Here is a 17,471-nt window from a genome sequence, read left to right as displayed (position 1 = left end):
ACACAGAGGAAACAGAAGAGGCCCGTGATCACCCGGGGGTGACACGGACCTCTTCTGTATGTACGTACAAGATGGCACCGACCCGCCATGCTCGCCTCGCGGCAAGTGGTCCCTCTAAGGGACGAAGGTTGGGCCCGGGGGCTTGGATCGAGCCGGTGCCATAGACAGGCTAACAAACCACTCTGGTAAGTGATTCCTGCGACGCAGGTTGACCGGAAATCAGTCCCTGAGCAGGTCGGGGACCCCGTCCGCGTCCGGCACGTCCCGAGCCCCGGAGACCACCGTCAGCTGCTGGGTGGCCCGGGTCAGCGCCACGTACAGCACCCGCAGCCCGGCCGGGGACTCGTCCGCGATCTCCGCGGGCGAGACGACCACCGTGGCGTCGTACTCCAGGCCCTTGGCCTCCAGGGAGCCCAGCGCCACCACCCGGTCACCGAGACCCGCCAGCCAGCCGACCGCCTGTTCCCGCCGGTTCATGGCGACCACGACGCCGACCGTTCCGTCCACCCGTTCGAGCAGACGGCGCGCCTCCGACCGTACGGTTCCGGCCAGATCGCTCCCGTCCTCCATCGCCACGAAACGCGGCTCCACGCCCGTGGAGCGGACGGCGCGCGGCGACTCCTTGCCGGGCATCGCGAGGGCGAGCACCTTGGCGGCGAGCTCGGCGATCTCGGCGGGGTTGCGGTAGTTCACGGTCAGCTCGAAGCGGCGGCGCGGGCGGCTGCCGAGCGCCTCGTCGCGGGCCTCGGCGGCCTCGTCCGGGGTGGACCAGGAGGACTGCGCCGGGTCGCCGACGACCGTCCAGGTCGCGTGCCGGCCGCGCCGCCCGACCATCCGCCACTGCATGGGGGTGAGGTCCTGCGCCTCGTCGACGATGACGTGGGCGTACTCGGTCCGCTCGGCCGCGAGCCGCTCGGCCCGCTCGCGCTGCGTCTCCTCCCGTACGGGCATCAGCTCCTCGAGACCCGTCAGCTGGTCCAGCGGGTCGTACTCCCGCCTCTTGCGGGGCTTGGCGGGGGCGCCGAGGAGGGTGTGCAGCTCGTCGAGGAGCGCCACGTCGTGCACGGAGAGGCCGTCTCGGCGCAGGGAGCGGGCCAGGCGCCGCACCTCGCCCGGGTTGAGGACGCGCCGTGCCCAGCGGCCCAGGCGCTTCTCGTCGGCCATCGCGTCGAGGACCTGCCGCGGGGTGAGCTCGGGCCACCAGGCGTCGAGGAAGGCGAGGAAGGAGTCCTCGGTGGAGACGTCCTCGTCGAAGGAGGAACGCAGCTCGGCGGCGAGCTCGGGGTCGCTGTGCCGGCCGGCGGCGCCGGACTTCGCGTACAGCGCGTCGAGCAGCAGCCGGCGGGCGCGCGGGCGCAGCAGGTTGACGGGCGCGGAGCCGCCGAGGACGTTGTGGCGGATGCGCTGGAGCTCGTCGGCCTCCAGCTCCAGGCGGCGGCCGAAGGCGACGACACGGAGCCGGGACGGGGTGCCGGCGGGGGCCCGGCCGTCGGGGGCCTCCTCCTCGCCGAAGGCGAGCTGCGCCTTCGGCGCGGGGGTCTCCAGGGCGCCGCGGGCCGCCTTGCGCAGGACGGCGAGCATGCGGGAGGAGCCCTTGACGCGCGCCACGGCCGGCTCGTCGTACGCGGTGGCCTCCACCCCGTCCACCAGCGAGCCGAGGGCACGGATGGCGACCTGGCCCTCCTCGCCGAGCGAGGGCAGCACGCCCTCGGTGTAGGAGACGAGCAGCGGGGTCGGGGAGACGATCAGGATGCCGCCCGCGTACCGCCGCCGGTCCTGGTAGAGCAGGTAGGCCGCCCGGTGCAGGGCGACCGCCGTCTTCCCGGTGCCCGGGCCGCCCTCGACGTACGTGACGGAGGCGGCGGGCGCGCGGATGACCAGGTCCTGCTCGGCCTGGATGGAGGAGACGATGTCGCGCATGGTGTGGCTGCGGGCCTGGCCGAGCGCGGCCATCAGGGCGCCGTCGCCGATCACCGGCAGCTCGCGCCCGTCGAGCCTCGCCTTCAGCTCGGGGCGCATCAGGTCGTCCTCGACGCCGAGGACCTTGCGGCCCTTGGAGCGGATGACGCGGCGGCGCACCACCCGGCCGGGGTCGACCGGCGTGGAGCGGTAGAAGGGCGCGGCGGCGGGCGCGCGCCAGTCGATGACGAGCGGCGCGTAGTCGGAGTCGAGGACGCCGATCCGGCCGATGTGGAGCGTCTCGCCGATGTCGGCCGTGTTGTCGGGCCGTACGGCGTTCTCGGCGGGCTCGACGGAGGTGTACGCACCGTCGGGGCCCTTCTTGCCGTCCTTGCCGTAGAGCAGGTCGATCCGGCCGAAGAGGAAGTCCTCGAACTCGTTGTTGAGCCTGTTGAGGTGGACACCGGCCCGGAACACCTGGGCGTCCCGCTCGGCGAGCGCGCCGGGGGTGCCGACCTGGCCGCGCTTGGCGGCGTCGTTCATCAGGAACTCCGCCTCGTGGATCTTCTCCTCGAGACGGCGGTAGACACGGTCCAGATGTTCCTGCTCGACACCGATCTCACGGTCCCGGACCGTGTCGGTGGCGTCGATGGCCTCCACGGCTTCCTGCGCGGCCACTAAGGCCCCCTTCTGACGTGCACTGGGCAGCCGTCGAGCGTACGCCACAGGGGGCCGAAATGTCAGGCCTCGACCTCCACCAGTCGTTCACCGTCGAAGGTGCGGACCTCGAAGTGGTCGATGTCGTTGCGGTCCATGGCCGCGCCGCCGTGCACGTACAGCGGGCTCTTCGCGGCCTCGGTGGTGGCGCCGGGGATGCCGTACCCCCACGTCGGCACCGCCCAGGAGGTGACGGTCTCCTCCTCGCCGGTCTTGGAGACGGCGACGAGCCGGCACTTCAGCGGGCCCTTGACGTTCTTGAGCTCCAGGACCGTGTGGGTGCCCCAGGCCTTCTCCTCCATGCCGACGGTGGCGCTGACCTGCGTGGTCGGGTCGGTGGCCTGGATCTTCTCGCCCATGTGGTGGAAGAAGGCGTCCTCGGCGGGGCTGGTGGGGTGGGGTTCGATCGCCCGGTTCTCCTTCTCTCCCCCGGAGGTGGCGACCACGGCGACGGCCGGGCCGCCGACGACGAGGACGGCGGCGGCCGCGACGAGCCAGCGGGCGCGGCGGCGCGAGCGGGCCCGCTTGGCGCCCACCTCGTCGATGAGGCGGTCGAGGAGCTCGGGGGCGGGGGCGGTGGGGACGGAGGTCAGGCGCGGCGGTCCGGGAGGCGCGGGCGGGCGGGGAGCGAAGGCGTCGAAGGCCTCGTCGGCGTACGGATCGGTGGCGGTCGTGGGCGCGTACGGGTCGGGGGCCGCGGTGGGTGCCTCCGCCAGCATGGCCAGCATCGGCTCCATCCCGGCGAACTCCTCCACGTGCGCGGCGCAGAGCTCGCAGCCCGTCAGGTGCGCCTCGAAGGCGGCGGCGTCGGCGTCGTCCAGGATGCCGAGTACGTACGCACCCGCGGCGTCGTGCGGCGGTGTCATGCCGTACGTCATGCCGATACCCCCCTCTCCTCCAGCGCGAGCTTCATCGAACGCAGTGCGTAGAACACCCGGGAACGCACGGTCCCGGCAGGTATGCCGAGTGTCTCGGCCGCCTCGTTGACCGTACGCCCCTTGAAGTAGGTCTCGACCAACACTTCCCGGTGGGCGGGGGTCAAATCGTCGAGTGCGTCAGAGAGCGTCATCAGCCACAGCGCCTTGTCGATCTCGTCCTCCGCGGGCAGGACCTCGAGCGGTGACGGATCGACCTCCTGCGGCCGGGCCTGCCGGCTGCGGTGGCCGTCGATGACGATGCGCCGGGCGACCGTCACCAGCCAGGGTCTGACAGAGCCGGTCGCCCGGTTGAGCTGACCGGCGTTCTTCCAGGCACGGATGAGCGTCTCCTGTACGACGTCCTCGGCCCGCTGGCGATCGCCGGCGACGAGGCGCAGTACGTAGGCGAGCAGGGGTCCGGCATGCTCGCGGTAGAGGGCGCGCATCAACTCCTCGTCAGGGACGTCGGGTCGAAGGCGTGACACCTCGCTGCGATGCCGGGCCCGATGCGGACGGTCATCGGCCACGGCCGCATCCTTGCGCACCTGAACCTCCCGGTCGAGCCCCTGTTGTCGTCGAGAGATACGGAAGGGGGCCGGGTTCGACTCAACGGCGCGCGAGGTTTTTTCACACGGCCACGTGGGCGCGTCGCGCTGCCCGATGCCGGGCAACGCGCTCGCGGTTGCCGCACGTCTCGCTGGAGCACCAGCGGCGGCGGCGCCCTCGGGACGTATCGAGGTAGCAGCGGCGGCAGTTGTCGCCCTCGCACCGCCGGAGCAGGGCGCGGGCGGCGGGGTCGGTGAGCAGGTCGACGGCGTCCCGGGCGACGGCGGCGAGCAGCGCGCGGCAGTCGGGCTCGTCGCTCAACGCCCGTACGAGTCCGCCGGTTTCCGTGCGTACGGCGCGGGGCGCGGGCGGGGCGGAGGCGGCGGCGAGCTCGTTGAGCCGCTCCAGGGCCCGGTCGGCGCACTCGCCGTCGAGCTGGGCGTTCACCAATGCGCCGACGCAGTCGCGCAGTTCGCGGAAGTGGGCGACCCAGTGGGCGTCGAGAGCGCGCAGGGTCGTGGTGACCGGGACGAGTCCGGCCGCGTGCAGGAACTGGTCGAGCGCCTCGGTGCGGTCGAGCGGTTGGGCGGCCAGGTCCAGGCAGATCCGCCCCGAGTCGAACCGTACGGCCATCACCCTGTCACCACCTCGCGGTCGAATGCCGGTCGGGCGCCCGACCAGAGTGCCCACCGGGGGCGGGTCCCGGCTAGACCCCCGGCGGCGGGTTGTCGTGAAGGATGCGCTGGAAGAGGTGGTGGTCGCGCCAGGCTCCGTCGATGTGGAGGTAGCGGGGCGCGGTGCCGATCTTCTCGAACCCGCTCTTGGCGAGGACGCGTTGGGAGGCGTGGTTGGCGAGGACGGTGCCGGCCTCGATCCGGTGCAGGCCGTGCTCGTCGCGGGCGGCCCGGCAGACCTCCTCGACGAGCCGGGTGGCCAGGCCGCGGCCGGTGTACCGGGCGTCGACCCAGTAGCCGAGGGAGGCGCTGCGGAAGGGGCCGAGGGCGATCCCGGAGAGCGTGGCGGAGGCGACGATCTCCTCCCCGTCGACGGCGAACCACCTCTTCCCTCCGTCCGCGAGCCGGGCGGCCTGCCCCTCGGCGGTGTAGTACGCCTCGGTCCGGTGCGGCTCCCAGGGGCGCATGTGGTCCCTGTTGCGCAGGAGGGCCGCGGCGAGGGCGGGGGCGTCGGTGGGCTCGGCGGGGCGGGTGTGGATCATCCCCGTACCTCTCGGTCGTCGACTGGCTCATCTGCGCCACCGCTGCCCACCACGGCCTGATCGTGCTCCACGATGACAAGGACTTCCGCGCCGCGGCGAGTCTCCTGTCGGACGTCGTGGAGCACAACGTCCACCAAGTGGCCCGCTGAGGGTCCCCTACGCGTCCGCGTACTTGGTGTCCGCCATCGGGTCCAGCGCCAGCCGGTACCCGCGCTTGACCACCGTCTGGATCAGCTTCGGCGTGCCGAGTGCCGTCCGCAGCCGGGCCATCGCCGTCTCCACGGCGTGCTCGTCGCGGCCCGCGCCCGGCAGGGCCCGCAGCAGCTCGGCCCGGGAGACCACCCAGCCGGGGCGCCGGGCGAGGGTGGCCAGCAGCGCCATCCCGGCCGGCGGGACCGGGTGGAGACAGCCGTCGACGAGGACCGCGTGGCCGCGGATCTCGACGCGGTGGCCCGCCACGGGCAGGGTGCGGGACCGGGCGGGCAGTTCCTGGCAGAGCAGCTGCACCAGCGGCCCGAGCCGGAAGCGCTCGGGCTGGAGCGTGTCGATGCCGTGCGCCTGGAGCGGCAGCGCCGTCACCGGCCCCACGCACACCGCGAGCACGTCGTGCCGCAGCGCCGTGAGAAGCTCCTCCAGGACTCCCCGGTCCTCCGCCCGGGTCAGCAGGGACGCGGCGGCCGGAGCGCTGGTGAACGTCACCGCGTCCAGCGTCCGGGCGAGGACGCCGTCCAGGAGCCGGTCCAGCGGGCCGATGTCCTCCGGCGGCATCCACCGGTAGACCGGTACGCCGACGACCTCCGCGCCGCCCGCCTTCAGCGCCTCCACGAACCCCGGCAGCGGCTCCCCGTGCAGCTGGAGCGCGACCCGGCGCCCGGTCACCCCCTCGGCGAGCAGCCGGTCGAGGACCTCGGCCATGGACTCGGACGACGGCGACCACGACTCGGTCAGACCCGCCGCCCGTACCGCGCCCTTGACCTTGGGGCCGCGGGCGAGCAGCTCCACGCCGCGCAGGCAGTCGAGGAGCTCCTCGCCGTACCCCCAGCCGTCCGCCGCCTCGACCCAGCCCCGGAAACCGATCGCCGTGGTGGCGACGACGACGTCCGGGGCGTGGTCGATGAGTTCCTTCGTCGCGGCGAGGAGTTCGGTGTCGTCCGCGAGCGGCACGATACGCAGGGCGGGGCCGTGGACCACGGCCGCGCCCCGGCGGCGGAGGAGCGCGCTCAGCTCGTCCGCGCGCCGCGCCGCCGTGACTCCGACGGTGAACCCCGCGAGGGGACCCTGCTCTTGCTCGTACATGACGACCGAGCCTGACGGCGATGCGTGACAGACTCGGTTCGCCGGTATTTCCTGGCCGTTACGGACCACTCCCGATCACACCTCGGCGTAACCGAGCTGCGGGTTCTTCTCCTCCGCGCCCTCCGCCGTGTCCGGCACCACAGCCGGCCGGCGAAGGTATACCGCCCAGGTCACGACGATGCACGCCGCGTAGAAGACGAGGAAGGCGACGAAGGCCGAGGTGCCGGTGCCTGCGGTCTGGAACGACTGCCGGAAGGCGAGGTTGATCCCGAGGCCGCCGAGCGCGCCCACCGCGCCGATCAGGCCCATGGAGGCCCCGGAGAGCCTGCGGCCGTACGACTCCGCCGCCTCGCCCGACAGCCCCTTGCGGTGCCCCTGCGAGAGGAAGATCGCGGGGATCATCTTGTACGTGGAGCCGTTGCCGAGGCCGGTGAGGACGAAGAGCCCGATGAAGCCGACCAGGAAGACGGGGAGCGACTCGGCGACGGAGGCGTAGATGACCACGCCGGTCGCCACGGCCATGCCGACGAAGTTCCACAGGGTGATGCGCGCGCCGCCGAACCTGTCGGCGAGCGAGCCGCCGACGGGCCTGATCAGCGAGCCGAGGAGCGGGCCGATGAAGGTGAGCGAGGCCGCCTGGAGCGGGGTGCGGCCGAACTGCGTCTGGAGCACCAGGCCGAAGGCGAAGCTGTAGCCGATGAAGGAGCCGAAGGTGCCGATGTAGAGGAAGGCCATGATCCAGGTGTGTCCGGCCTTCACGGCCTCCTTGGCGGCGCCGGTGTCGTTCTTGACGGGGGTGAGGTTGTCCATGAAGAACGCGGCGCACAGGGCGGCGACGACGATGAACGGGATGTAGACGCCGAGGACGATCCGCGGGTGCGCGGCCCCGGCGGTGCCGATGACGAGCAGGCCGACGAGCTGGACGACGGGGACGCCGATGTTGCCGCCGCCGGCGTTGAGGCCGAGGGCCCAGCCCTTCTTCCGCAGCGGGAAGAAGGCGTTGATGTTGGTCATGGAGGAGGCGAAGTTGCCGCCGCCGACTCCGGTGAGCGCGGCCACCAGCAGGAACGTGCCGTACGAGGTGCCCGGCTCCATGACGGCGTAGGCGAAGCCCGTCGGCAGGAGGAGCAGCAGCGCGCTGACGATGGTCCAGTTCCGGCCGCCGAACCGGGCGACGGCGAAGGTGTACGGGACCCGGATGACCGAGCCCACGAGGGTGGCGGTCGCGATCAGGAAGAACTTGCCGGCCGGGTCGACGCCGTACTGCGGTCCCATGAACAGGACCATGACCGACCACAGGCTCCAGATGGAGAAGCCGATGTGCTCGGAGAGCACGGAGAAGAGCAGATTGCGCCGGGCGATCCGCTCCCCTGTCTCACGCCAGAAGGTCTCGTCCTCCGGCTCCCACCGTTCGATCCATCGGCCGCCCATCACGTACCTCCACGGTGTCGGGTCCTGAGCGTCCAGATGCTCTGGACCTCTTGCCGGAGACGCTAGGGGGGCGGCGTTTCAGGCCGGTGGCGGGAAGTGACGGGTACGGAACCTTGCTCTCACCCGGCGCGGAGACCTGGTGTGAGCGCCGGGGCGCGGGAGCCGGGCTGAGCCGAGCCGCCGGGAGCCGTGCCCAGCCCGGCTCGGTCCCGCGCCGGGGCCGGAGACTCGGCCACGCCAGGATCCGGAACTCAGCCCCCGCCGGGGCCGGAGCTCAGCCCACGCCAGAGCCCGAGGCTCGGCCACGCCAGGGTCCGGAACTCAGCCCACGCCAGAGCCGGAACTCAGCCCACGCCAGAGCCCGAGGCTCGGCCACGCCAGGGCCGGAACTCAGCCCCCGCCGGGGCCGGAGCTCAGCCCGCGCCAGGGCCGGAACTCAGCCGGCCGGGATCCCCGGCTCGCCCTCCGGGAGCCAGGCTCCCTCGGGGCGCCGCAGCCAGCCCTCCCGCTCACCGATCTCGGTCGCCGCCGCGCGCAGCGCGTCCAGGCCGGGGTGACGGAGCCCCTTGCGCCACACCATGCTCACCGGGGAGATCGGCACGGGGTCGACAAGGGGCCGCAGCACGCTGCCCGGTATCGGCGGGAAGTCGACGACCGCGAGGGCCGGGGTGCGGAGCTTGGCCATGATCCGGCGGAACTCCTCCTTCCCCACCACCATCGGCGCCGGCGGTGCGACCGCGATGCCCCGCCCCGCGAACAGGCGGGCGGCCAGACCGGTCCACTCGAGGGTGCGGTCGTTGCCCGCGCCCGCGTACACGCTCTCGCCGGCGAGCGCGGCCAGCGGGACGGTGTCCAGATCGGCCAGCGGGTGGTCCTCGGGCAGTAGCACCGCCATCGGCTCGTACCGTACGAACTGCGAGGCGAGCCGCGCCCGCGTGGCCGGTTCCAGTCCCCCGTACCGCCCGAAGGAGACATCGAGCCGGCCGGCGAGGATCTGCGCCGCGGCCCCGGTGAGTCCGCTCTCGTAGCGGGCCATCAGCTCCTGCTCCGGGGCGAGTTCGCGCGCCCGCTCCAGGACCCGGCCGTGGGCGAAGCCGGCGCCGTTGAGGTCGACGAGCAGCGGCCGGCCGGCCGCGCGGAAGGCGTCGGCGAGTTCGTCGCAGGCGGCCAGCACGCGGCGCGCGTACGGCAGGAGCCGCTCGCCGTCCGCCGTGAGGGAGACCTGCCGGGTGGTCCGTACGAACAGCTCCGTGCCCAGCTCGCGCTCCAGGCGCCGGATGTCGCGGCTGAGCGCCTGCTGAGCGACATAGAGCCGGGCGGCGGCCCGGGTGAAGTGCAGCTCGTCGGCGACGGCGGCGAAGGCCCGCAGGAGCCGAGGTTCGATGTCGTACGAAGTGACCACCCCGCATTCAACAACACAGGCGCGTGAATGGCCACGGAGCAGGTGTTGGACCGCCTGCCACCGCTCCCACGAGGCTTCTTCCATGCCGCGACACGACCTCGTGATGACCCCGGCGGGCCCGACGCTCGCCCCCCGCTACCGCGAACGGCGCACCACCGCCCCCGCCCCCACCTCCGCCCCCTCCAACCCCTACGTCCGCCTCTTCGCCACCCCCGGCGCCCGCGCCTTCACCCTCGGGAACCTCGTCGCGCGCCTGCCGATGGGCATGTTCAGCGTCAGCGCGGTGATCATGATCGCGGGATCGTACGGCTCGTACGCCCTGGCGGGCGCGGTCACCGCCACCGGGCTCGCGGCCACGGCCCTCGTCGCGCCCTGGACGGCGCGGCTCGTCGACCGGTACGGGCAGGCCCGGATCGCGGTCCCCGCGACCGCGGCGGCCGTGCTCGGCTCGCTCGCCCTGCTGCTGTGCGTGCACCACGAGGCGCCGGCCTGGACCCTCTTCGTGGCGTACGCGGCGACGGCCACGACGCCCAACACCGGAGGCATGTCCCGCGCCCGCTGGGCCCACCTCCACCGGGGCGACCCGGCGGCGCTGCACACCGCCAACGCCTTCGAGCAGGCCGTCGACGAGCTCTGCTTCATGATCGGCCCGGTGCTCGCCGCCGTCCTCTGCTCGGCGCTGTTCCCGGAGGCCGGCACCCTGGCCGGCGCGGCCCTGCTGCTCGGCGGGGTCCTGATCTTCGCGGCCCAGCGCTCCACCGAACCCCCGGTGGCGCCCCGCTCCACCTCCGCGCCCGGCTCCCTGCTGCGCGCCCCCGGCATGGCGCCCCTGCTCGGGGTCTTCCTTGCCACGGGCGCCGTCTTCGGCGCGATGGAGGTCGTCACCCTCGCCCATGTCGACGGCCCGCTCGCCGGTCCGGTCCTCGCTCTGCAGGCCGCCGGCTCCTGCGCCGCCGGCCTCCTCTACGGCCGCGCGGGGCGCAGAGCCCGGCTGAGCACCTGCCTCGCGGCGATGACCGTACTGATGACGCTGCCGCTCCTCGGGGCGTCGACCGGCTCCCTGCTCGCCCTCGCGGGCGGCCTGCTCGTGGCGGGCATGGCGACCGCCCCGACGATGGTCACCGGCATGAGCCTGGTCCAGCGCATGACCCCGGCGGGGCGGCTCAACGAGGGCATGACGCTCGCGGTGACCGCCCTCCTCGGCGGCATCGCGGCCGGTTCGGCGGGCGGCGGCTGGGCTGCCGAGCACGCCCCGGCGACGACGTACGCCTTCCTGGTCCCGACAGCCGCGGCCGCCCTGGCGTTCGGCCTGTGCGCGGCGCCCCGGGTGGGCCGCCGCGCCGGCTGGACGAGGCCCTGCTAGCTCTGCCGCAGGGGCCCCATCGGCACCTGGACCCCGTACGAGGTCGCGCCCGCGCCGACCCCGCCCTCGCAGCCGTTCGGCGGCTGCGTCCCGAGGCCGCGCGTCGAGGGCTTCTCGGCGGCCCAGAACATGTAGCCGAGCAGCCCCGGCGTCGAACCGGCCCCGTTCGGCGCGGCGTTGCGGACCCAGTCGCCGGTCGCCTTCTGCAGCGAGTTCGCGAAGTCGGTGCACTCGGGAAGCGGGCTGCGTCCGTACGCGATGTACAGCCCCGCGGTGAACTTGGCGGGTGCGAGCGGGAGGACCGGCGGCGAGTACTGCGACTTGCCGTCGATGTGTTCCTGCCAGTTGGCGATGTGGGAGCTCGCCGAGGTGGGGCGGGCGGTCACCATCGCGTTGGCGTAGTCGAGCACGGGGTTGTCCGTGCGCAGCCAGTCGGCGGTGGCCTTGCGGTTGATGCCGATCAGCCAGCGGTCGCCGGCCGCGGTGTCGATGGTCAGGCGCGCGGCCGGTTTCGTACCGGAGGCGTCGTAGGGGTGCACGGAGCGGTAGGCGTCGATGAAGGCCTGCAGCCCGGCCAGGTTCGGGTCGGTGTTCTGCTCGTAGTCGATCTCGATGCCGACGCCGAGCTCGGTGGCGACCGCGGCGGCGTTGAGGCCGAGCTGGGTGGCGTTCTCGGCGAGGGCCGCGTCCCACTCGTCGGTGTACGTGATGCCGCCGATGGAGAGCATCACGCGGATCCCGCGGGAGGTGAAGTACTGGACGATGTCGCGGTTCATGCCGACGGGCACGCCGCCCGCGGTCGTCGCGTCGGTGGTGCGGCGGAGCAGTTTCTGCGGCTCGACGAAGCTGAGGACGACCAGGTTGACGGAGGGCCGGCCGTCGCCGCGGTCGATCAGCCAGTGGTTCTTGGAGTCGAATTCGGCGACGCTGCGGACGGTGCCCCAGGTGCAGTAGTCGTCGCCGCAGTGCCAGGCCCCGTAGACCTGGACGGGGGCGGCCGCGACGGCGGGCGTGGTGGTGGGGACGAGGAGGGCGAAGAGCATGAGGAGGACCGCGAGCGGTCTGTGGCGCATAGGTACCTCCGTGGATGCCGTGAGATCAGGGGGGGCGGCCCCGGCAGCGTGGCAGGTCCAGACCAAGTCGACAAGAGCGCGCACACCCCGCGTCCGGCATGACAAAGGCCCGGCGGTCGTCGTGACGACTGCCGGGCCTGTGCCCACATGGGATGAGTGGAGATGGCGGGAATCGAACCCGCGTCCAACGGTGCAGAATCAGGGCTTCTCCGTGTGCAGTCCGCTACGAGTTTCTCAGCCCCGGAGATCACGCGGACAAGTCTCCGACGGGCTCAGTCACTGTTTGATTTCCCTCAGGCCCCCGTGACCGGGGCTAGAGGTTTAGATCCCTGAATGACGCCAGGATCCGGGTCGGGACCATCCCCGGGCTGACGCTCCTCACAGAGGCTTCTGCTCGATACCTAAATTAGGCAGCGAGGGCGAAGCGGGAGTTATCGCTCTTGGAGTTGGCGATTATTGGTTGCGACATATGGTTTACGAGATCATTGCCGCTTCCTCGACACGCTTCCCCTGCTTCGACATCCGCTGTCGAAACCGATCATCCCCATGTTGTTTTTTCAAAGGTCGCACCCGCTGTGAGGTGCAGGACCCATGGTACGTGACGACCGCGTACGGTTGCCAGCGTATTAGAGGGCCGCGGCCCGCTGGCGCCGCTTCGCCGCCGCGATCGCCCGGTTCGTCTCCCGCGTGTCCTGCTTCTCGCGCAGCGTCTGCCGCTTGTCGTACTCCTTCTTGCCCTTGGCGAGCGCGATCTCGACCTTGACGCGGCCCTTCAGGAAGTAGAGCGCGAGGGGCACGATCGTGTGACCCGTCTCCTGGGACTTCGCCTCCAGCTTGTCGATCTCGGCGCGGTGCAGGAGCAGCTTGCGCTTCCGCTTCGCGTGGTGGTTGGTCCAGCTGCCCTGGAGGTACTCCGGGATGTGGACGTTGTGCAGCCACGCCTCGTGCCCGTCGATCTGGACGAAGCCGTCGACCAGCGACGCCCGGCCCATCCGGAGCGACTTCACCTCGGTGCCCATGAGCACCACACCGCACTCGTAGGTGTCGATGATGTGGTAGTCGTGGCGCGCCTTCTTGTTCTGCGCGATGATCTTGCGCTCAGGGCCCTTCTCCGGGTCCTTCTTCTTCGCAGGCTTGCCCTGCACGTTCACGAGTCCCTTTGCCATAGTGCGGCCATTTTCGCACTACGAGCCCCCTCCGAGGCCACTCAATACCGTTCTCGCCCGTTCCTCGGCCCGCGCGCCCGTGGCGTCGCCGACGTCCAGGTCGGGGGTGATGCCCTGGCCGTCGACGCCGTGACCGGCGGGGGTGCGGTAGTGACCGACGGTGAGCTCGGCCACGGAGCCGTCCGGGAGGGTGCTCGGCATCTGCACCGAGCCCTTGCCGAAGGTGCGTGAGCCGACGGTGACCGCCCGGCCGCGGTCCTGCAGGGCGCCGGTCAGAAGCTCGGCGGCGCTCATCGTGCCCCCGTCGACCAGCGCCACCACGGGCCGGACGGTGTCCCCGCCGCTCTGGGCGTACAGGGCCCGCTGCTCGCCGTCGACGTCGTACGTGGCGACCAGACCGCCGTCGAGGAAGGCCGAGGCGGTGACGGCGGCCTCGGTGACCAGGCCGCCCGCGTTGCCCCGCAGGTCCAGGAGGACTCCGGCGCCGGCCGGGGCGGACCGTACCGCCTCCCGTACCCGCTCCCCCACGCCCTTGGTGAAGGCGGCCACCCTGATCAGCACCGTCCGGTCGTCCAGGCGCCGCACGGTGACGTCCTCGGTGGCGAGCCGGGCCCGGCTCAGGGTCTCGGTCCAGGCGGAGCGGCCGCGCTCGACGCCGAGGGTGACGGTGGAGCCGGGGACGCCGTCGCCGCGCAGCAGGGAGACGGCCTCGGAGACGGAGAGCGCGCCGACGGGGCGGCCGTCGACGGTGACGAGGCGGTCGCCGGCCCGCAGCCCGGCCCGTGCGGCGGGTCCGCCGGCCTGGACGCGGCTGATCTCGATGCGCCCCTTCCCCGCCTTGCGGGCGGAGATGCCGACCCCGGTGTACGAGCCGTCGAGGGCCCGCTCGAACTCCTCGTACTCCGCCGCGCCGTAGACCGCGCCCCAGCGGTCGCCGCTGCGGCTGACGAACTCCTCGGCGGCCTTCTTGCCCGACTTGCCGTCGGCCATCGCCTCGGACGCGGCGCGGGCGAGTGCGGACGGGTCGACGGTGCCCTGGTCGGCGTCCGCCCGCGAGGGAACGGCCCGTACGGTCCTCGACGTCTCCGGCTCCTGCCGGGGCAGGGCGCCGGTGGCCGCGGCCGTGGCGAGCACCCCGGCGAAGACCATCGTCAAAGCGGCCCCACGGAGGACTCCGCGGGGCCGGAGACAGAACTCGGAGCCGACCGGCATGGCATGCACTCTAGGACAAGCGAAGGGCGCCGTACGGAGGTTGTCCGTACGACGCCATCCACTGTCAGAGGTCTCTTCTCACACCTTCAGGTACTTGCGCAGCGCCACGAAGGCGGCAAGAGCCGGCATCAGCAGGCCGATGGCGAGGACGAGCGGCAGCTTGGCGAGGACGGCGTCCCAGCCGATGAAGTTCACGAGCTGCATCTTGTCGGCGAGGGCGATGCCGTGGTCGATCAGGAAGTACCGGCCGACCAGAAGCATGATGCAGGCGACGGCTCCGCCCAGGAGACCGGCGAAGGCGGCCTCCATGATGAACGGCATCTGGATGTAGAAGCTGGAGGCGCCGACCAGGCGCATGATGCCGGTCTCGCGCCGCCGGCTGAAGGCGGAGACGCGCACGGTGTTGACGATCAGCATCAGCGCGATGATCAGCATCAGCCCCATGACGCCGAGGGCGGCGACGTTCATGCCGTTCATCAGGTCGAAGAGGTTCTGCAGGATGCCTCGCTGGTCCTGGACTGACTCCACCCCGTCCCGCCCGGCGAAGGCGGTGGCGACGACCTTGTACTTCTCCGGGTCCTTGAGCTTGACCCGGAACGACTCCTGCATCTGGTCGGGCGTGACGACCGAGGCGATGGCGGTGTCGCCGTACTGCTCCTTGTAGTGCTTGTAGGCCTCGTCGGTGGACTCGTGGAGGACGTTCTCCACGATGTCCATCTTCTTCAGATCGGCCTGGATCTGTTCCTTCTGCTGCGCGGTCACCGCGCCCTTGGCGCACTTGGCCGAGGTGGCCGCGTCGTTCTTGTTGCAGAGGAAGATGGAGACGTTGACCTTGTCGTACCAGTAGTCCTTCATCGTGCTGACCTGCTCGCGCATGAGCAGCGCGCCGCCGAAGAGGGCGAGCGAGAGGGCCACGGAGACGATGACGGCGAAGGTCATCGTGAGATTGCGCCGGAGGCCGACGCCGATCTCGGAGAGCACGAACTGAGCGCGCATGGTGTTCTATCCCCTACCTGCTCAGTGCTGGTATCCGTAGACGCCGCGCGCCTGGTCGCGGACGAGGCGGCCCTTTTCGAGCTCGATGACGCGCTTGCGCATCTGGTCGACGATGTTCTGGTCGTGGGTCGCCATGACGACGGTGGTCCCTGTCCTGTTGATGCGGTCGAGCAGCTTCATGATGCCGACGGAGGTCTGCGGGTCGAGGTTGCCGGTGGGCTCGTCGGCGATCAGCAGCATGGGCCGGTTGACGAAGGCCCGGGCGATGGCGACGCGCTGCTGCTCACCACCGGAGAGCTCGCCCGGCATGCGGTCCTCCTTGCCGCCGAGGCCGACGAGGTCGAGGACCTGCGGAACGGCCTTGCGGATCTCGCCGCGCGGCTTGCCGATGACCTCCTGGGCGAAGGCCACGTTCTCGGCGACGGTCTTGTTGGGCAGGAGGCGGAAGTCCTGGAAGACGGTGCCGAGCTGGCGCCGCATGTGGGGGACCTTCCAGTTGGACAGCCGGGCGAGGTCCTTGCCGAGGACGTGCACCTGGCCTTGGCTGCAGCGCTCCTCGCGCAGGATCAGCCGGAGGAAGGTCGACTTTCCGGAGCCGGAGGAACCGACGAGGAAGACGAACTCCCCCTTCTCGATCTCCAGGGACACATCCCGGAGCGCGGGGCGGTTCTGCTTCGGATAGGACTTGGAGACGTTGTCGAATCGGATCACGGATGCACCACGGTCGGCCGGGAGTAGGTGTGCGCGACCTTACGCGACCTCGGAGCGACCGCGCAGTCGCGGTCCGCGCTTGCGTGCTTTATCCTTTTCGTCCTTCCGGGCGGAACGGGTGTAATCCGACGGGGCGCGCCGAAACGCGCGGGAGCTGGCACAGTGGTAGGGGGAACGCCCGGGTGTCGCCGAGCGTTGTCCTTGGTGTGGACCCCCTGTGCGGGAGGAGGAGAGCGCATGACCTATGACCGACTGGTGTGCGCCAACTGCGCGGCCCCTGTCGCAGAGGGCCGCTGCCCCGTCTGCCGCGCGAACCGGGAACGTCTGGACCCGTCCACGGGCCTGACCCCGACGATGCTGCTGGCCCTGGTGGTCGCCCTGGTGGCGGCGCTGGCGCTGCTCGCGGCGCTGCAGGCCGCGTAGCGGTACGTATACGAGCCGGACAGGAGAGAGGGCCGGGGGGTGCTCCCCCGGCCCTCTCCTTATGCGTGGTGCGCGTGATGCGCGTGATGCGCCTTACGCGATGCCGCGGTTACGCGCCTCAGACGGCCGCGCGGCCACCGCCGACCAGACGCGGCAGCATCCGGAAGCCAATACCACCGGCGATCATCGTGGCGGCACCGATGAGCAGGAACGACGTCTCCATCGCACCGGTCTCGGCGAGCTCTTCCTTGGCCTTGCCCTGCTCGACGGGCTGCGAGCCGGCGTTGTTGGTGCCGGGGTCGTTGCCCACACACTCGGCGCCGTTCACGTCGACGGTGCAGTCGCCGGTGCCACCGTCGGTGGAGGAACCACCGGTGGTGGTGGAGCCGCCGCCCGTGGTGGTGGAGCCACCGTTGGTCGAGGAACCACCGTTGTTGCCACCGTTGGTGGTCGTGCCACCGTTGTTGCCGGTGCCACCGTTGTTGCCGTTACCGCCGTTGTTGCCGTTACCGCCGTCGGTGGTGCCACCGTCCGTCGTACCACCATCGGTGGTCCCGCCGTCCGTCGTACCACCATCGGTCGTGCCACCGTCGGTGGTCCCGCCGTCGGTCGTACCGCCGTCCGTGGTGCCACCATCGGTGGTCCCGCCGTCCGTGGTCCCGCCGTCGGTCGTGCCACCGTCGGTGGTCCCGCCGTCGGTCGTGCCACCGTCCGTGGTGCCACCATCGGTGGTCCCGCCGTCCGTGGTCCCGCCGTCGGTCGTGCCACCGTCCGTCGTACCACCGTCGGTGGTCCCGCCGTCCGTCGTACCACCGTCGGTCGTGCCGCCGTCCTGGCCGCCGTCGATGCCGCCGATGACGGTGCCACCGTCGTCGCCACCGCTGTTGACTCCGGCCTCGACCTCAATGGTGCCGTCGTTCACTTCAGCCCCGAAGGACACGCCCACGGCCTGGGCGGCACCCGCCGCGGTGAGCGACGCACCGGCGGCGATCACCGCGCCGGCCGCTATGCGCGCTACGCGGACCCGCGTCTTCTTGGTCATCTGGCTGCTACCCCCAGTAGCTCATCTCGTCATTGGAGCAGCGCCCGGGGCCTCGGCAACA

Annotated in this window: 16 protein-coding genes and 1 other RNA gene; 2 read left to right on the top strand and 15 right to left on the bottom strand. The window is 71.6% G+C overall.

Annotated features, from left to right (window positions below):
* Positions 1 to 219: 219 nt before the first annotated feature.
* The 8 genes from FDM97_RS05095 to FDM97_RS05055 form a co-directional block, all read right to left on the bottom strand.
* Entirely contained in the window at positions 220 to 2,577 is a 2,358-nt protein-coding gene (locus FDM97_RS05095; protein WP_175439039.1) for a HelD family protein, read from the bottom strand.
* Between the two features lie 62 nt (positions 2,578 to 2,639).
* Positions 2,640 to 3,494, bottom strand: a complete 855-nt coding sequence (locus tag FDM97_RS05090; protein ID WP_137989061.1) for a zf-HC2 domain-containing protein — start codon at positions 3,492 to 3,494, stop codon at positions 2,640 to 2,642.
* Entirely contained in the window at positions 3,491 to 4,078 is a 588-nt protein-coding gene (locus FDM97_RS05085) for a sigma-70 family RNA polymerase sigma factor (RefSeq protein WP_137989060.1), read from the bottom strand. Before FDM97_RS05085 ends, FDM97_RS05090 begins: the two co-directional genes overlap by 4 nt.
* An 82-nt stretch (positions 4,079 to 4,160) precedes the next feature.
* On the bottom strand, positions 4,161 to 4,712 hold the full coding sequence (locus FDM97_RS05080) for a CGNR zinc finger domain-containing protein (protein ID WP_137989059.1): 552 nt from the start codon (positions 4,710 to 4,712) through the stop codon (positions 4,161 to 4,163).
* Between the two features lie 73 nt (positions 4,713 to 4,785).
* Positions 4,786 to 5,295 (bottom strand): GNAT family N-acetyltransferase, encoded by a 510-nt coding sequence (locus tag FDM97_RS05075; RefSeq protein ID WP_137989058.1) that lies wholly within the window; start codon positions 5,293 to 5,295, stop codon positions 4,786 to 4,788.
* Between the two features lie 156 nt (positions 5,296 to 5,451).
* Positions 5,452 to 6,591 (bottom strand): uroporphyrinogen-III synthase, encoded by a 1,140-nt coding sequence (locus FDM97_RS05065; RefSeq protein ID WP_137989057.1) that lies wholly within the window; start codon positions 6,589 to 6,591, stop codon positions 5,452 to 5,454.
* A gap of 75 nt (positions 6,592 to 6,666) precedes the next feature.
* Complete coding sequence (locus FDM97_RS05060; protein ID WP_137989056.1) at positions 6,667 to 8,022, bottom strand: nitrate/nitrite transporter; 1,356 nt, start codon at positions 8,020 to 8,022, stop codon at positions 6,667 to 6,669.
* A 436-nt stretch (positions 8,023 to 8,458) separates the two neighbouring features.
* Entirely contained in the window at positions 8,459 to 9,424 is a 966-nt protein-coding gene (locus tag FDM97_RS05055) for a LysR family transcriptional regulator (RefSeq protein WP_254705507.1), read from the bottom strand.
* Between the two features lie 103 nt (positions 9,425 to 9,527).
* Between FDM97_RS05055 and FDM97_RS05050 the strand changes: the two genes are divergently transcribed.
* On the top strand, positions 9,528 to 10,787 hold the full coding sequence (locus tag FDM97_RS05050) for an MFS transporter (protein ID WP_432816276.1): 1,260 nt from the start codon (positions 9,528 to 9,530) through the stop codon (positions 10,785 to 10,787).
* Here FDM97_RS05050 and FDM97_RS05045 read toward each other — a convergent pair.
* The 6 genes from FDM97_RS05045 to ftsE form a co-directional block, all read right to left on the bottom strand.
* The gene (locus tag FDM97_RS05045; protein WP_217510224.1) at positions 10,784 to 11,860 is read right to left on the bottom strand and encodes a glycoside hydrolase family 18 protein; all 1,077 of its coding nucleotides are present in this window, start codon (positions 11,858 to 11,860) and stop codon (positions 10,784 to 10,786) included. The two genes, FDM97_RS05050 and FDM97_RS05045, sit on opposite strands and share 4 nt — an antisense overlap.
* Positions 11,861 to 12,014: 154 nt before the next feature.
* Positions 12,015 to 12,406, bottom strand: a transfer-messenger RNA (tmRNA) gene (gene ssrA / locus FDM97_RS05040).
* Positions 12,407 to 12,486: 80 nt separating this feature from the next.
* Positions 12,487 to 13,026 carry an SsrA-binding protein SmpB gene (gene smpB / locus FDM97_RS05035; RefSeq protein WP_254705506.1) on the bottom strand — a complete coding sequence of 180 codons (540 nt, stop codon included), beginning with the start codon at positions 13,024 to 13,026 and terminating at the stop codon, positions 12,487 to 12,489.
* A gap of 18 nt (positions 13,027 to 13,044) precedes the next feature.
* A complete protein-coding gene (locus FDM97_RS05030; RefSeq protein WP_137989053.1) occupies positions 13,045 to 14,238 on the bottom strand; it encodes a S41 family peptidase in 1,194 nt (397 codons plus the stop codon).
* Positions 14,239 to 14,316: 78 nt separating this feature from the next.
* Positions 14,317 to 15,234 carry a permease-like cell division protein FtsX gene (gene ftsX, locus FDM97_RS05025; protein ID WP_137989052.1) on the bottom strand — a complete coding sequence of 306 codons (918 nt, stop codon included), beginning with the start codon at positions 15,232 to 15,234 and terminating at the stop codon, positions 14,317 to 14,319.
* Between the two features lie 21 nt (positions 15,235 to 15,255).
* Entirely contained in the window at positions 15,256 to 15,945 is a 690-nt protein-coding gene (gene ftsE, locus FDM97_RS05020; RefSeq protein WP_137989051.1) for a cell division ATP-binding protein FtsE, read from the bottom strand.
* Positions 15,946 to 16,182: 237 nt separating this feature from the next.
* On the opposite strand from ftsE, the gene FDM97_RS05015 reads away from it, so the two are divergent.
* On the top strand, positions 16,183 to 16,368 hold the full coding sequence (locus FDM97_RS05015; RefSeq protein ID WP_137989050.1) for a hypothetical protein: 186 nt from the start codon (positions 16,183 to 16,185) through the stop codon (positions 16,366 to 16,368).
* Positions 16,369 to 16,486: 118 nt separating this feature from the next.
* Here FDM97_RS05015 and FDM97_RS05010 read toward each other — a convergent pair whose 3' ends face one another.
* Positions 16,487 to 17,410 (bottom strand): hypothetical protein, encoded by a 924-nt coding sequence (locus tag FDM97_RS05010; protein ID WP_137989049.1) that lies wholly within the window; start codon positions 17,408 to 17,410, stop codon positions 16,487 to 16,489.
* Positions 17,411 to 17,471 lie beyond the last annotated feature (61 nt).

Origin of the sequence: Streptomyces vilmorinianum (genome assembly GCF_005517195.1) — a bacterium.
GTDB classification, from domain to species: Bacteria; Actinomycetota; Actinomycetes; order Streptomycetales; family Streptomycetaceae; genus Streptomyces; species Streptomyces vilmorinianum.
The sequence above is the reverse complement of the archived record's forward strand: the minus strand, read 5'-3'. Positions and strand labels throughout refer to the sequence as shown.

What these genes read in the sequence shown, in the direction of transcription:
- FDM97_RS05060 (WP_137989056.1), bottom strand. Translation starts at nt 8,022, where the DNA reads ATGGGCGGCCGATGGATCGAACGGTGGGAGCCGGAGGACGAGACCTTC.
- smpB (WP_254705506.1), bottom strand. Translation starts at nt 13,026, where the DNA reads ATGGCAAAGGGACTCGTGAACGTGCAGGGCAAGCCTGCGAAGAAGAAG.
- FDM97_RS05065 (WP_137989057.1), bottom strand. Translation starts at nt 6,591, where the DNA reads ATGTACGAGCAAGAGCAGGGTCCCCTCGCGGGGTTCACCGTCGGAGTC.
- FDM97_RS05015 (WP_137989050.1), top strand. Translation starts at nt 16,183, where the DNA reads ATGACCTATGACCGACTGGTGTGCGCCAACTGCGCGGCCCCTGTCGCA.
- FDM97_RS05030 (WP_137989053.1), bottom strand. Translation starts at nt 14,238, where the DNA reads ATGCCGGTCGGCTCCGAGTTCTGTCTCCGGCCCCGCGGAGTCCTCCGT.
- FDM97_RS05080 (WP_137989059.1), bottom strand. Translation starts at nt 4,712, where the DNA reads ATGGCCGTACGGTTCGACTCGGGGCGGATCTGCCTGGACCTGGCCGCC.
- FDM97_RS05045 (WP_217510224.1), bottom strand. Translation starts at nt 11,860, where the DNA reads ATGCGCCACAGACCGCTCGCGGTCCTCCTCATGCTCTTCGCCCTCCTC.
- ftsX (WP_137989052.1), bottom strand. Translation starts at nt 15,234, where the DNA reads ATGCGCGCTCAGTTCGTGCTCTCCGAGATCGGCGTCGGCCTCCGGCGC.
- FDM97_RS05090 (WP_137989061.1), bottom strand. Translation starts at nt 3,494, where the DNA reads ATGACGTACGGCATGACACCGCCGCACGACGCCGCGGGTGCGTACGTA.
- FDM97_RS05010 (WP_137989049.1), bottom strand. Translation starts at nt 17,410, where the DNA reads ATGACCAAGAAGACGCGGGTCCGCGTAGCGCGCATAGCGGCCGGCGCG.
- FDM97_RS05075 (WP_137989058.1), bottom strand. Translation starts at nt 5,295, where the DNA reads ATGATCCACACCCGCCCCGCCGAGCCCACCGACGCCCCCGCCCTCGCC.
- FDM97_RS05050 (WP_432816276.1), top strand. Translation starts at nt 9,528, where the DNA reads ATGACCCCGGCGGGCCCGACGCTCGCCCCCCGCTACCGCGAACGGCGC.